The organism is Streptomyces sp. NPDC042102 (genome assembly GCF_055582305.1).
In genome coordinates, this window is sequence record NZ_JBVJDL010000003.1 from 203165 (window position 1) to 216722 (window position 13558).

The 13558-nt window shown below is 69.1% G+C and carries 14 protein-coding genes; 11 read left to right on the forward strand and 3 right to left on the reverse strand.

Annotated elements, in window-relative coordinates:
• The first annotated feature begins 288 nt into the window (after positions 1–288).
• From rpsL to tuf, 4 genes are all read left to right on the forward strand, one after another.
• A complete protein-coding gene (rpsL, locus tag ACZ6KO_RS14190) occupies positions 289–660 on the forward strand; it encodes a 30S ribosomal protein S12 (protein ID WP_007265893.1) in 372 nt (123 codons plus the stop codon).
• A 2-nt stretch (positions 661–662) separates the two neighbouring features.
• Entirely contained in the window at positions 663–1133 is a 471-nt protein-coding gene (gene rpsG, locus ACZ6KO_RS14195) for a 30S ribosomal protein S7 (RefSeq protein WP_109778523.1), read from the forward strand.
• A gap of 39 nt (positions 1134–1172) precedes the next feature.
• Positions 1173–3305, forward strand: coding sequence for an elongation factor G (gene fusA, locus ACZ6KO_RS14200; protein ID WP_469304277.1), 2133 nt, complete (start codon positions 1173–1175; stop codon positions 3303–3305).
• Positions 3306–3455: 150 nt separating this feature from the next.
• Entirely contained in the window at positions 3456–4649 is a 1194-nt protein-coding gene (gene tuf / locus ACZ6KO_RS14205; protein ID WP_469304278.1) for an elongation factor Tu, read from the forward strand.
• Positions 4650–4769: 120 nt separating this feature from the next.
• Here tuf and ACZ6KO_RS14210 read toward each other — a convergent pair whose 3' ends face one another.
• Entirely contained in the window at positions 4770–5282 is a 513-nt protein-coding gene (locus ACZ6KO_RS14210) for a hypothetical protein (protein WP_469304279.1), read from the reverse strand.
• A gap of 131 nt (positions 5283–5413) precedes the next feature.
• Between ACZ6KO_RS14210 and ACZ6KO_RS14215 the strand changes: the two genes are divergently transcribed.
• On the forward strand, positions 5414–6586 hold the full coding sequence (locus ACZ6KO_RS14215) for a hypothetical protein (protein WP_469304280.1): 1173 nt from the start codon (positions 5414–5416) through the stop codon (positions 6584–6586).
• A 72-nt stretch (positions 6587–6658) separates the two neighbouring features.
• Here ACZ6KO_RS14215 and rfbC read toward each other — a convergent pair whose 3' ends face one another.
• Positions 6659–7258: a dTDP-4-dehydrorhamnose 3,5-epimerase gene (gene rfbC / locus ACZ6KO_RS14220; RefSeq protein ID WP_469304281.1), complete on the reverse strand. Its 600-nt coding sequence runs from the start codon at positions 7256–7258 to the stop codon at positions 6659–6661.
• Entirely contained in the window at positions 7255–8130 is an 876-nt protein-coding gene (gene rfbA / locus ACZ6KO_RS14225) for a glucose-1-phosphate thymidylyltransferase RfbA (RefSeq protein WP_469304282.1), read from the reverse strand. Before rfbA ends, rfbC begins: the two co-directional genes overlap by 4 nt.
• Before the next feature lie 82 nt (positions 8131–8212).
• On the opposite strand from rfbA, the gene rfbB reads away from it, so the two are divergent.
• The 6 genes from rfbB to ACZ6KO_RS14255 all read left to right on the forward strand — a co-directional run bounded on the left by rfbB (position 8213) and on the right by ACZ6KO_RS14255 (position 13509).
• Positions 8213–9190 (forward strand): dTDP-glucose 4,6-dehydratase, encoded by a 978-nt coding sequence (rfbB, locus tag ACZ6KO_RS14230; RefSeq protein WP_469304283.1) that lies wholly within the window; start codon positions 8213–8215, stop codon positions 9188–9190.
• Between the two features lie 47 nt (positions 9191–9237).
• Complete coding sequence (rfbD, locus tag ACZ6KO_RS14235) at positions 9238–10107, forward strand: dTDP-4-dehydrorhamnose reductase (protein ID WP_469304971.1); 870 nt, start codon at positions 9238–9240, stop codon at positions 10105–10107.
• Positions 10104–11435: a lipopolysaccharide biosynthesis protein gene (locus ACZ6KO_RS14240; protein ID WP_469304284.1), complete on the forward strand. Its 1332-nt coding sequence runs from the start codon at positions 10104–10106 to the stop codon at positions 11433–11435. Before rfbD ends, ACZ6KO_RS14240 begins: the two co-directional genes overlap by 4 nt.
• Positions 11436–11503: 68 nt before the next feature.
• Positions 11504–12190 (forward strand): glycosyltransferase family 2 protein, encoded by a 687-nt coding sequence (locus ACZ6KO_RS14245; RefSeq protein ID WP_469304285.1) that lies wholly within the window; start codon positions 11504–11506, stop codon positions 12188–12190.
• Positions 12190–12603: a DUF2304 domain-containing protein gene (locus ACZ6KO_RS14250; RefSeq protein ID WP_401452365.1), complete on the forward strand. Its 414-nt coding sequence runs from the start codon at positions 12190–12192 to the stop codon at positions 12601–12603. The genes ACZ6KO_RS14245 and ACZ6KO_RS14250 overlap by 1 nt, the downstream gene beginning before the upstream one ends.
• A gap of 6 nt (positions 12604–12609) precedes the next feature.
• Positions 12610–13509: a glycosyltransferase family 2 protein gene (locus tag ACZ6KO_RS14255; RefSeq protein WP_469304286.1), complete on the forward strand. Its 900-nt coding sequence runs from the start codon at positions 12610–12612 to the stop codon at positions 13507–13509.
• Positions 13510–13558 lie beyond the last annotated feature (49 nt).

Genomic DNA, 13558 nt, shown 5'->3' on the forward strand with positions numbered 1-13558 from the left:
TCTAGGTGGGGCGGAGTCGGGCGCCCGTTCGGCTTGCGCGTGGTGTGTTTTCGTGCTGGGCATTTGTTTTGACCTACCTCTGTGAGGTAGGTACGCTCAGACCTTGTGCCTGGGGTGTGCCTGGGCTCTCGTGCGTGTCCATCAACCGCAGGGGGGCCGGACCGGCCACCGCGATTCGTGTACGTCTCCCGCATCTCGCGGAGCCGACCGAGTCCGACACACCCGACCGCGTGGGTCGGAGAAGTTCCAGGTTAGTTTTACGAACGGCACACAGAAACCGGAGAAGTAGTGCCTACGATCCAGCAGCTGGTCCGTAAGGGCCGGCAGGACAAGGTCGAGAAGACGAAGACGCCCGCGCTCGAGGCTTCGCCCCAGCGCCGTGGCGTCTGCACGCGTGTGTTCACGACCACCCCGAAGAAGCCGAACTCGGCGCTCCGTAAGGTCGCGCGTGTGCGTCTGACCTCCGGCATCGAGGTCACCGCTTACATTCCGGGTGAGGGACACAACCTGCAGGAGCACTCGATCGTGCTCGTGCGTGGTGGCCGTGTGAAGGACCTGCCGGGTGTTCGTTACAAGATCATCCGCGGTGCGCTTGACACCCAGGCTGTCAAGAACCGCAAGCAGGCCCGCAGCCGCTACGGCGCCAAGAAGGAGAAGTAAGAATGCCTCGTAAGGGCCCCGCCCCGAAGCGCCCGGTCATCATCGACCCGGTCTACGCATCTCCTCTGGTGACCTCGCTCATCAACAAGATCCTCCTGGACGGCAAGCGCTCCACCGCCGAGCGCATCGTCTACGGCGCCATGGAGGGCCTCCGCGAGAAGACCGGCAACGACCCGGTCATCACGCTGAAGCGCGCGCTGGAGAACGTCAAGCCGTCCCTCGAGGTCAAGTCCCGCCGTGTCGGTGGCGCGACCTACCAGGTTCCGGTCGAGGTCAAGCCGGGTCGCCAGTCGACCCTGGCGCTGCGCTGGCTCGTGGGTTACTCCCGCGCCCGCCGCGAGAAGACCATGACCGAGCGCCTGATGAACGAGCTCCTCGACGCCTCGAACGGCCTCGGTGCGGCCGTCAAGAAGCGTGAGGACACGCACAAGATGGCCGAGTCTAACAAGGCCTTCGCGCACTACCGCTGGTAGTCGCAACCCACATCGAGACCGAGAGAAGACTGAGCCGACATGGCTACCACTTCGCTTGACCTTGCCAAGGTGCGCAACATCGGCATCATGGCGCACATCGACGCGGGCAAGACGACCACCACCGAGCGCATCCTGTTCTACACCGGCGTGTCGTACAAGATCGGTGAGGTCCACGACGGCGCCGCCACGATGGACTGGATGGAGCAGGAGCAGGAGCGCGGCATCACCATCACGTCCGCCGCGACGACCTGCCACTGGCCGCTCGAGGACGTCGACCACACCATCAACATCATCGACACCCCGGGGCACGTCGACTTCACGGTCGAGGTGGAGCGTTCGCTCCGCGTCCTCGACGGTGCCGTCACCGTGTTCGACGGTGTCGCCGGTGTGGAGCCGCAGTCCGAGACCGTTTGGCGTCAGGCGGACCGCTACGGCGTTCCGCGTATCTGCTTCGTCAACAAGCTCGACCGTACCGGCGCCGAGTTCATGCGCTGCGTCGACATGATCAAGGACCGCCTCGGTGCGGTTCCGATCGTGATGCAGCTGCCGATCGGTGCCGAGGCGGACTTCAAGGGCGTGGTCGACCTCGTCCGCATGAAGGCCCTCGTGTGGTCCGCCGAGGCCACCAAGGGCGAGATGTACGACATCGTCGACATCCCGGCCACGCACACCGAGCTGGCCGAGGAGTGGCGCGGCAAGCTCGTCGAGACCGTCGCCGAGAACGACGACGAGATCATGGAGCTGTACCTGGGCGGCGAGGAGCCGACCGAGGAGCAGCTGCACGCCGCCGTGCGCCGTATCATCCTCGGCTCCGGCAAGGGCAAGGGCGAGCCCACGATCACCGCGGTGTTCTGTGGCACGGCGTTCAAGAACAAGGGCGTCCAGCCCCTGCTCGACGCCGTCGTCCGCTACCTCCCGTCGCCGCTGGACATCGAGGCCATCGAGGGCCACGACGTCCGCGACGCCGAGGTGGTCGTGAAGCGCAAGCCGTCCGACGAGGAGCCCCTCGCCGCGCTCGCGTTCAAGATCATGAGCGACCCGCACCTCGGCAAGCTCACCTTCGTCCGGGTCTACTCGGGCCGCCTGGAGGCCGGCACCTCGGTGCTGAACTCCGTCAAGGGCAAGAAGGAGCGCATCGGCAAGATCTACCGCATGCACGCGAACAAGCGTGAGGAGATCGACGCGGTGGGCGCCGGCGACATCGTCGCCGTCATGGGCCTGAAGCAGACCACCACCGGTGAGACGCTGTGCGACGACAAGAGCCCCGTGATCCTGGAGTCCATGGACTTCCCGGCTCCGGTCATCCAGGTCGCCATCGAGCCCAAGTCCAAGGGTGACCAGGAGAAGCTGGGTGTCGCCATCCAGCGTCTCGCGGAGGAGGACCCCTCCTTCCACGTTCACTCGGACGAGGAGACGGGCCAGACCATCCTCGGCGGTATGGGCGAGCTGCACCTCGAGGTGCTGGTCGACCGTATGAAGCGCGAGTTCAAGGTCGAGGCCAACGTCGGCAAGCCGCAGGTCGCGTACCGCGAGACGATCCGCAAGGCCGTCGAGCGTCACGACTACACCCACAAGAAGCAGACCGGTGGTACCGGTCAGTTCGCCAAGGTGCAGATCGCGATCGAGCCGATCACGGACGCCGACGGTCCGGCGTACGAGTTCGTGAACAAGGTCACCGGTGGCCGCGTGCCGAAGGAGTACATCCCTTCGGTCGACGCCGGTGCGCAGGAGGCCATGCAGTTCGGCATCCTGGCCGGCTACGAGATGACGGGCGTCCGCGTCACGCTTCTCGACGGTGGCTACCACGAGGTCGACTCCTCCGAGCTCGCGTTCAAGATCGCCGGTTCGCAGGCCTTCAAGGAGGCCGCGCGCAAGGCTTCTCCCGTGCTCCTCGAGCCGATGATGGCCGTCGAGGTCACCACGCCGGAGGAGTCCATGGGTGACGTCATCGGTGACATCAACTCCCGCCGTGGCCAGATCCAGGCCATGGAGGACCGTCACGGAGCCAAGATCGTCAAGGGCCTCGTGCCGCTTTCGGAGATGTTCGGCTACGTCGGCGACCTCCGCAGCAAGACCTCGGGTCGCGCAAGCTACTCGATGCAGTTCGACTCCTACGCCGAGGTTCCCCGGAACGTCGCCGAGGAGATCATCGCGAAGGCCAAGGGCGAGTAACTCTTCCGAGTACACGCTTTAGGCTTGTCACCGGTGTCCCAGGGGCGGACGGGAACAACCGTTCTCTCCGCCCCCGGGGCCGGCATTCCAGCAAAGATCACCTGGCGCCGATGAGTAAGGCGTACAGAACCACTCCCCAGGAGGACCCCAGTGGCGAAGGCGAAGTTCGAGCGGACTAAGCCGCACGTCAACATCGGCACCATCGGTCACATTGACCACGGTAAGACGACCCTCACGGCCGCCATTACCAAGGTGCTGCACGACGCGTACCCGGACCTGAACGAGGCCTCGGCCTTCGACCAGATCGACAAGGCTCCTGAGGAGCGCCAGCGCGGTATCACCATCTCCATCGCGCACGTCGAGTACCAGACCGAGGCGCGTCACTACGCCCACGTCGACTGCCCGGGTCACGCGGACTACATCAAGAACATGATCACCGGTGCCGCGCAGATGGACGGCGCCATCCTCGTGGTCGCCGCCACCGACGGCCCGATGCCGCAGACCAAGGAGCACGTGCTCCTGGCCCGCCAGGTCGGCGTTCCGTACATCGTCGTCGCCCTGAACAAGGCCGACATGGTGGACGACGAGGAGATCCTGGAGCTCGTCGAGCTCGAGGTTCGTGAGCTCCTCTCCGAGTACGAGTTCCCGGGCGACGACGTTCCGGTCGTCCAGGTCTCCGCGCTCAAGGCGCTCGAGGGCGACAAGGAGTGGGGCGAGAAGCTCCTCGGCCTCATGGCCGCCGTCGACGAGGCGATCCCGACCCCGCCGCGTGACACCGAGAAGCCGTTCCTCATGCCCGTCGAGGACGTCTTCACGATCACCGGTCGTGGCACCGTCGTCACCGGTCGTATCGAGCGTGGTGTCCTGAAGGTCAACGAGACCGTTGACATCATCGGCATCAAGGAGCAGAAGACCACCACCACGGTCACCGGCATCGAGATGTTCCGCAAGCTGCTCGACGAGGGCCAGGCCGGTGAGAACGTCGGTCTGCTCCTCCGTGGCATCAAGCGCGAGGACGTCGAGCGCGGCCAGGTCATCATCAAGCCCGGTTCGGTCACGCCGCACACCGAGTTCGAGGCCCAGGCCTACATCCTGTCGAAGGACGAGGGTGGCCGTCACACCCCGTTCTTCAACAACTACCGCCCGCAGTTCTACTTCCGTACCACGGACGTGACCGGCGTCGTGACCCTCCCCGAGGGCACCGAGATGGTCATGCCGGGCGACAACACCGAGATGACGGTCGCGCTGATCCAGCCGGTCGCCATGGAGGAGGGCCTGAAGTTCGCCATCCGTGAGGGTGGTCGTACGGTCGGCGCCGGCCAGGTCACCAAGATCACGAAGTAAGTTCCGACTTCTTCGGGTCCGGCCTGGTGGCTCGCGCGAGCGAGCACCATGTTTGACCGAAGGGCCCCGTCCCACCGCTCACGCGGCGGGACGGGGCCCTTCGTCGTTGCCGGGCGGTGACTAGGCGTCGGGCTCGTCGCCGAACAGCTCCTCGGCGGTGGTCGCCGTGATGGCCCGGTCGAACCAGTGGTCGAGGACGTCGATGTCGGCGCACGCGGAGACGAGCACGCGGATGTCGAGGGAGACGGCGATCCCGCGACCGTCGAGCAGGCGGAGGATGTCCTCGGCCTTGCCCTGGGCGAGCCCGGCCGCCTGACCCTCGGCCTTGCCTTCGGCGAGTCCCTCGGCCTTGCCCGCGGCGAGTCCCTCGGCCTTGCCTTCGGCGAGCCCCGCGGCCTTGCCCGCGGCGAGTCCCTCGGCGAGCCCTTCGGCGAGTCCCTCGGCCTTGCCTTCGGCCATGCCCCTGGCCGCTCCTTCGAGCATGGCCTTCTCGATGAGGGTCCCTCGGCCGGGGAAGTAGCTGGTCACGCCCATCAGATTCCTCCAGGTGTCTCCGGCCGGCGAGTCGCCCAGGCCGATCTCCAGCATTTCCGCGTAGGAGAGGTGCGTTGCCGAGTCGGCACCCATGGCCATGTCCGAAAGGTAGGGCGGACTGAAGGTTCAGGAACGTTCCTCTGGCATATGACCACTCGTCCGGGTGGTCTGTTCAGTGGGATGTCGGTGGGGTGTGAGATCCTGCGCAGCGCATGGGGTGAATGAGCTACGTGGGGGACACCGTGGGTGGCAGTGGGGGGTCGTCGGTCAGTGATGACGACTGGGACAAGTTCTTGCGGCAGGCCGAGCTCGGGGCGGGGGCGGCGCCCAAGGAGCCGTCCGCGCGGGCGCGGATGGTGACCGAGCGGCTGCGGCGCGAGGACGAGGAGCGGGCGCGGGCCGCCGGGCGGACGTGGTTCGGGCGGAAGAACGAGCCGGAGCAGCCGCCGGGGTGGCGGACCGGGCCGGCGCCGAGGGAGAAGGGCGGCCGGCGGCTGAAGGCGGCCGTGGTCATCGTGCTGATCGCCGGGCTGGCGCTGATCGCCGTACGGCCGGAGCTGGTCATCGACCGGATCACCGGGAAGGCCGGGCAGGGGAGCGGCAGTCAGGGCCCGCTGCCCGCCGAGTCCGTACGGCCCACCGGGCCGCCCGAGCGGACGGATCCGGACCGGCCCACGCTGAAGGAACCTTTCCGCGGATCGCCCGCCGTGCAGTGGGCCGACGGCGCCGCCGGGATCGAGGTGCCCGAGGCGCAGGCCGCGGGCGGGGTGTCCAAGGAGCAGGTCGCGCAGGGGCTGACGCAGGTCAAGCAGTTCCTGGTGCTGTCCAACCTGGACCCGGCCACCCTGCGCGGGGACCGCCCCGAGGCCGTGCTGAAGATGATCGACCCGCGCCAGCGCGAGACCGTCGACCGCCTGGAGCGGGCACTGGACCGGCCGGCCAAGGAGACGGATCCGCTCCAGATGTTCACCCGGATCGATCCGGCCGAACTCAGGCTCGCCGGCGACGTGGTCAAGGTGCGCGGCCGGATGACGGTCAAGGACGGCCCGAAGCCCGGGCAGTTCGACGTGGCGGCGGACTACACGTTCGTCTACCCGCTCGTGCAGGTGAAGGCCGGCGCGAGCGAGGTCCGGCGCTCCATCGTGCGCCGCCAGATGACGTTCGCGTTCGCCGACCCGGCCCGCTGGCAGGTCACGGAGGGCACGATGCAGCTGGGTGACTACAGCTACGACGTCCTCAACTCGTCCTGCTCCGACTTCGACGGCTTCCTGCACCCCTCCTTCAGCGACAGCCCGAACACGGGTCCGCAGCCGTCGGGGCCGCCCGTGGACCCGTACGACCGCAGCAAGGACATCGCCCGCGACGGAACCGAGGAGGGGTGCGGGGCCCTGTCCCGGTCCTGAGGCCCGCGGGTCCCATGTGAGAAGGGCCGCACCCAGCCGGGTGCGGCCCTTCTCCTCGTACGGCGGCGGGTGTCAGACCGTCCGCAGGGACTCCGTGAACTCCTGGCAGGCCGCGTAGTCCGGCAGCAGGCCCGACGCGATCGCCTCGGCCAGGGACGGGGCGGCCTCGTCGCGGGCCGAGAGCTGCGGGACGTCCGCCGGCCACTCGATGCCGAGGTCGGGGTCCAGCGGGTGCACCGCGTGCTCGCCCGTCGGGTTGTACGTCTCCGAACAGAGGTAGGACAGCGTCGCGTCGTCGCTCAGCGCGCAGAAGCCGTGGCCCAGGCCCTCGGAGATGTAGACCGCGCGGCGGTCGACGTCGTCCAGCCGGACGCCCTCCCAGCGGCCGAAGGTCGGGGAGCCCACCCGCAGGTCGACGATGACGTCGAGCACGGCGCCGCGCACGCACGTCACGTACTTGGCCTGGCCGGGCGGGACGTCGGCGAAGTGGATGCCGCGGACCACACCGCGCGCGGACACCGAGAGGTTGGCCTGCGCCAGCTTCAGCGGGTGGCCGACGACCTCGGCCAGCTTGTCGTGCCGGTACCACTCGGTGAACAGGCCGCGCGGGTCCCCGTGCAGCTGCGGGGTGAGCTCGAAGGCACCGTCGATCGACAGGGGGCGGATCTTCATCGGGCGCTCTCCTCGTCCAGCAGACGCAGCAGGTAGTCGCCGTAACCGCTCTTCACCAGCGGCTCGGCGAGGGCGCGCAGCTGCGCGGAGTCGATCAGGCCGGCCCGCCAGGCCGCCTCCTCGATGCAGCCGATCTTGAAGCCCTGGCGCTCCTCGATCACGCGCACGAACTCCGAGGCCTGCACCATCGAGACGAACGTTCCGGTGTCGAGCCACGCGGTACCGCGGTCGAGGATGGTGACATTGAGCTCACCGGCCTGGAGGTAGGCGTCGTTGACGGCCGTGATCTCCAGCTCGCCGCGGGCGCTGGGCTTCAGGCCGCGCGCGATCTCCACGACCTGGTTGTCGTAGAAGTACAGACCCGGCACCGCGTAGCGGGACTTGGGCTTGGCCGGCTTCTCCTCGATGGAGATCGCCTGGCCCTTGTCGTCGAACTCGACGACGCCGTACGCCGTCGGGTCCGCCACCGGGTACGCGAAGACCCGGCCGCCCTTGGCGTCGGTGTGCTGGGCGAGCCGGGTGCCGAGCCCGCTGCCGTGGAAGATGTTGTCGCCGAGGATCAGGGCGACGTGCTCGTCGCCGATGAAGTCCGCGCCGAGGACGAACGCCTGGGCGATGCCCTCCGGGCGCTCCTGGACGGCGTACTCCAGCTTGAGGCCGAACTGCGAACCGTCGCCGAGCAGTCGCTCGAACTGGTCGCGGTCCTCGGGGGTGGTGATGATCAGGATTTCACTGATCCCGGCCATGACCAGGGTGGACAGCGGGTAGTAGATCATCGGCTTGTCGAAGACGGGCAGGAGCTGCTTCGAGACTGCCCGCGTCAGCGGCCAGAGTCGGGATCCGGTACCACCGGCCAAGAGAATTCCACGCATGGGAGAACCCTAAGCGAGGGGCGCGAGGGGGCGGGCCGGGGCCGGAGTGTGACGTTCAGCGGGCCGCTAGACTCTTCGTATTATGCGCATCCTCGTGACCGGCGGCGCCGGCTTCATCGGTTCAGAATTCGTCCGCCAGCAGCTCGGTGCCGACGCGTCCGCACGGATCACGGTCTTCGACAAGCTGACCTACTCCGGCGTGGAGGCCAACCTCGCGCCGGTCGCCGACCACCCCGGCTACCGCTTCGTCAAGGGCGACATCTGCGACGCCGAGGCCGTCGACCAGGTCATGCCCGGTCACGACGTCGTGGTGCACTTCGCCGCCGAGTCCCACGTGGACCGCTCGATCGCCGGCGCCGGTCCGTTCGTGATGACCAACGTCGTCGGCACCCAGGTGCTCCTCGACGCCGCCCGCAAGCACGGCGTCGGCCGCTTCGTCCACATCTCCACCGACGAGGTGTACGGCTCGATCAGCGAGGGCTCCTGGACCGAGGAGTGGCCGCTGGTCCCCAACTCGCCGTACTCCGCCTCCAAGGCGTCCTCGGACCTGCTGGCCCTGGCGTACGCGCGCACCCACGGCATGGACGTGGTGGTCACGCGCTGCTCCAACAACTACGGGCACTACCAGTTCCCGGAGAAGGTCATCCCGCTGTTCGTCTCCAACCTGATGGACGGCAGGAAGGTCCCGCTGTACGGCAACGGCGGCAACGTCCGCGACTGGCTGCACGTCTCCGACCACTGCCGCGGCATCGACCTGGCCATGCGCAAGGGCCGGGCCGGCGAGGTCTACAACATCGGCGGCGGCACCGAGCTCACCAACAAGGAGCTCACCGGCGTCCTGCTGGAGGCCGCCGGCCTCGGCTGGGACATGGTCGAGCACGTCGAGGACCGCAAGGGCCACGACCTGCGCTACTCCATCGACATCAGCAAGATCGGCGCCGAGCTGGGCTACGCCCCGCAGGTCACCTTCGAGGACGGCATCAAGGCCACCATCGACTGGTACCGCGAGAACCGCGCCTGGTGGGAGCCGCTGAAGGCGAAGGCGGCGCTGCAGAAGTGAGGACCAACTCGTCGGCCGGGCGCTGGCTCGTCACCGGCGCGGGCGGGATGCTCGGCCAGGACGTCCTGACCGTCCTGAAGCGCGCCGGGATCGAGGCCGTCGGCCTGAGCCGCGCCGACCTCGACATCACCGACCCGGCCGCCGTCCGGGCCGCGGTCGAGGGCGTCACCGTGGTCGTGAACTGCGCCGCCTGGACGGACGTCGACGGCGCCGAGACCGCCGAGGAGGCCGCCACCGCCGTCAACGGCACCGCCGTGCGCGTCCTCGCCGAGGCCTGCGCCGCCGCCCACGTGCGCCTGATCCACGTCTCCACCGACTACGTGCTGCCCGGCGACGCCACCGAGCCGTACCGCGAGGACGCCGAGACCGGCCCGGTCAACGCGTACGGGCGTTCCAAGCTCGTCGGCGAGCAGGCCGTCACCGCAACTCTGCCGCAGGACGGCTACGTCGTACGGACGGCCTGGCTGTACGGCGAGCACGGGCCGAACTTCGTCGCCACCATGCTGAAGCTGGCCGCCCAGCGCGACACCCTCGACGTGGTCGACGACCAGCACGGCCAGCCCACCTGGTCCTGCGCCCTGGCCCGCCACCTGGTCGAGCTCGGCCTGGCCGCCCTCGAGGGCCGGGCCATGGGCGGGATCTACCACGGCACCGCGAGCGGCCGGACCACCTGGATGGGACTGGCCCGTGAGACCTACCAGCTGAGCGGTCTGGACCCCGAGCGGATCCGGCCGACCACCTCCGAGGCGTTCGTCCGCCCCGCCGTCCGCCCCGCCTTCAGCGTGCTCGCGCACGACGGCTGGGCCGAGGCCGGCCTGGCTCCGCTGCCCGACTGGCGGGACCAGCTGGCCGAGGCGCTCGCCACCCCCGGCTTCGTCGCGCTCGCGAAAGCGGCCCGGAACGGCAGCACGGGATGAAGTCCCTGCTGACCAGGATCACCGCGGCGCTGCCGCCGGGCACCGTCGCGGTGGCCGGCGGCACCGTCGTGCTCGGCGCCGCCTCGTACGTCCACCTCGGTGTCGCCGGACACAGCCTCTCGACGGACGCCATGGCGAACGTCTCCGTGCTGTGGACCATCGTGATGTCGGTCGGCATCGGCCTCTTCTTCCCCATCGAGCAGGAGCTCACCCGGATCGTCGCCGCCCGCGTCGTCAACGGCCAGGGCGCCGCCCCCGTACTGCGCCGGGCCGCCCTGCTCACCACCGGGATCCTCGGCGCGACCCTGCTCGCCCTGGGCCTGGCCGCGGGCCCCGTCGCCGACCTGCTCTTCCACGGCGACCGCGGCCTGGTGGCCGCGCTCGGCGCCGCCTTCACCGGCATGGCCGTCTGCTACCTCACCCGCGGCGTCCTCGCCGGCCTCGGCCGCTTCGGCGCGTACGGCACCCAGCTCGCCGTCGACGGCGGCCTGCGCATCGTGCTCGCCTTCGGCTGCGCGCTGGCCGGGCTGCACTCGGCGCTCGCCTTCAGCCTGGTGCTCGCCGTCGCACCGGTCGTCTCGGTCCTCGTGACCCTGCCCGCGCTGCTGCGCGCCAGCGGACCCGGGGACGTGGCCGGCTGGCGCGAGCTGACCGGCGGGCTCGGCCTGCTGATCTGCTCGACCCTGCTGGCCCAGGTCGTCGTCAACGCGGCGGTGATGAGCACCAAGCTGCTCGCCCCCACCGACAGCGCGCTGATCGCGGCGCTGCTGAGCGCGCTGGTCCTGGCCCGGGTGCCGCTGTTCGTCTTCGGCTCGCTCCAGGCCTCGCTGCTGAGCGGGCTGAGCGCCGCGTTCGAGGCCGGCGACCGGGCGGCGTTCTGGTCGATGCTGCGCCGGATCGGCGTGGTCGTCGGACTGCTGGGGCTGGCCGGCGGGGTGCCCGCCACGGCGCTGGGCCCCTGGCTCATCGAGGTGCTCTTCGGCGCCCGTCCGGCGCTCGGATCCTTCGACTTCTTCCTGCTGTCCGCGGGCACCGTCGCGTACATGTTCGCGATGGTTCTCGGACAGGCGCTGATGGTATTCAGACGGCACAACCTGCAACTGCTGTGCTGGGCCATCGGTACCGTAGTACTGGTGTGCATCACCTTCGCGCCGGGCGACGTGGCCCTGCGGGTGATCCTCGCCTACGCTCTCGGCTCCCTCGCCACCGTCCTCGGTATGCTGACGGCGCTGAGGCTGAGCTTCCCCGGAGCGGCCGCGGCTGCCGCGCAGGGGGACGGGCACAGGGATGCCGCAAGCCCGCTGGGCGCCGGTGCGGTCGGCAGATGACCGAGCCGGCCCTTGATGCCACACCGATCACCGCGCACACGAACGTGCCGAATTCCGCTGGAGCTACCGTGACCCAATACGACGACGTCTGGCTGGTCATACCGGCCTATAACGAGGGTCAGGTGATCGCCGACGTCGTGGAGGGAGCACGCAAGACCTTCCCGAACATCGTCGTCGTCGACGACGGCAGCACGGACGACTCGGCCCAGCACATCGCCACCACCGGCGCCCACCTCGTCCGCCACCCCGTCAACCTCGGCCAGGGCGCCGCCCTGCAGACCGGCCTGACGTACGCGCTCGCCCAGCCCGGCGCGAAGTACTTCGCCACCTTCGACGCGGACGGCCAGCACCAGACCCACGACGTGGAGAAGATGGTCGAGGTGCTGCGCGGCGGCGAGGTCGACGTGGTGCTCGGCTCCCGCTTCATCGTGCAGAACGACCAGGTCCCGTGGATCAAGCGGGTCGTGCTGCGCACGGCCGCGGCCGTCAGCCCGACCGCGCGCAAGCTCAAGCTCACCGACGCGCACAACGGCCTGCGGGTGCTGGGCCGCGACGCGGCGGAGCAGCTGCGGATCACCATGAACGGCATGGCCCACGCCTCGGAGATCGTCGGCTTCCTGGCCGGCTCCGACCTGCGGGTGGCCGAGGTGCCGGTGGACATCCTCTACACCGAGTACTCGCGCGCCAAGGGCCAGTCCCTGATCAACGGCGTCAACATCATTTTCGACATCACGATGCGGGAGCGTGGCCGCTGATGAAGTACTTCTGGATCCAGCTGCTGCTCATCGCGGGCTCGGTGTCGATGGCCCTGGTCTTCATACGGACCTGGAGCCAGGCCAAGAACCGTGCCTGGAAGCGCATCGCGTTCTCGCTGTTCGTCGTCGTCAACGTGTACGCGGTGCTCCGCCCGACCGACGTCACCTGGGTCGCCCAGCAGCTCGGCGTCGGCCGCGGCACCGACCTCGTGCTGTACGTCATGGTGCTGGCGATGGGCTTCCTGACCCTCAACACCTTCCTGCGCTTCCGCTCGCTGGAGAAGAAGATCACCGACCTCGCGCGGACGGTGGCCATCAACGAGGGCCTGCGGCACAACGACGAGCGCCTCGGCGCGGAGGACGGCGCCGCCGTCCCGGCCCCGGCGAAGCCCTCCGACTCCGTGAAGGCCTGAGCGCCCGTGGTGACCTTCGACTTCATGCTCCCCTACTACGGGGACGTGGCGATGATGCAGGACGCCGTGCGCAGCGTGCTGGCGCAGACCGACCCCGACTTCCGGCTCGTCGTGATCGACGACGGCCGTGAGCCGGAGGTCCCCGGCTGGTTCGAGCAGCTCGGCGACGAACGGGTCCACTACACCCGCAACGAGCAGAACCTCGGCATCACCAAGAACTTCCAGAAGTGCGTCCAGCTCTCCGAGGCCGACTACGTCGTCATCATGGGCTGTGACGACCTGCTGCACCCGCACTACCTGGAGACCGTCCGCGCCCTCATCAAGGCCGACCCGGGCATCGGCATGGTCCAGCCCGGCGTCGAGGTGATCGACGGCGAGGGCAAGGTCACCTCCGGCCTCGCGGACAACGTCAAGCACTGGCTGTACGCCCCGCAGGTCAAGGGCCGCCGCGTGATGGGCGGCGAGGAACTCGCCACCAGCCTGCTGCGCGGCAACTGGCTGTACTTCCCCTCGATCAGCTGGCGCGGCGAGGCCCTGCGGGCCGTCAACTTCCGCGACGACTACTCGGTGATCCAGGACCTCGCCCTCGTGGTGGACCTGCTGGAGGCCGGCGAGCGGATGGTCGTCGACCAGACCACCACCGTCTTCCAGTACCGCCGCCACGCGGTCAGCGAGTCCTCGGTGCAGGCCTTCTCCGGCACCCGCTTCGCCGAGGCCGAGCGCTACTTCCACGCGGTCGCCGACCGGATGGACGCCCGCGGCTGGCGCAAGGCGGCCCGCGCCGCCCGGATCCACCACGGCTCCCGCTTCCACGCGATCACCATGCTGCCCGGCGCGCTCAAGCGCGGTCAGCGCGACGGCGTGAAGGTCCTGGCCCGCCACGCCTTCACCCCCGGCGCGCGCTGAGCCGTCGCGCCGCCGACACAGCGGAAAGGGGTGTGCCGCCGGTCCCGGG

Bases quoted from the DNA above. Each gene is read 5' to 3' on its own strand.
- rfbC (WP_469304281.1), bottom strand. From the start codon at position 7,258: ATGAAGATCCGCCCCCTGTCGATCGACGGTGCCTTCGAGCTCACCCCG.
- ACZ6KO_RS14250 (WP_401452365.1), top strand. From the start codon at position 12,190: ATGAAGTACTTCTGGATCCAGCTGCTGCTCATCGCGGGCTCGGTGTCG.
- rfbB (WP_469304283.1), top strand. From the start codon at position 8,213: ATGCGCATCCTCGTGACCGGCGGCGCCGGCTTCATCGGTTCAGAATTC.
- ACZ6KO_RS14210 (WP_469304279.1), bottom strand. From the start codon at position 5,282: ATGGCCATGGGTGCCGACTCGGCAACGCACCTCTCCTACGCGGAAATG.
- rfbD (WP_469304971.1), top strand. From the start codon at position 9,238: ATGCTCGGCCAGGACGTCCTGACCGTCCTGAAGCGCGCCGGGATCGAG.
- ACZ6KO_RS14240 (WP_469304284.1), top strand. From the start codon at position 10,104: ATGAAGTCCCTGCTGACCAGGATCACCGCGGCGCTGCCGCCGGGCACC.
- fusA (WP_469304277.1), top strand. From the start codon at position 1,173: ATGGCTACCACTTCGCTTGACCTTGCCAAGGTGCGCAACATCGGCATC.
- rfbA (WP_469304282.1), bottom strand. From the start codon at position 8,130: ATGCGTGGAATTCTCTTGGCCGGTGGTACCGGATCCCGACTCTGGCCG.
- rpsG (WP_109778523.1), top strand. From the start codon at position 663: ATGCCTCGTAAGGGCCCCGCCCCGAAGCGCCCGGTCATCATCGACCCG.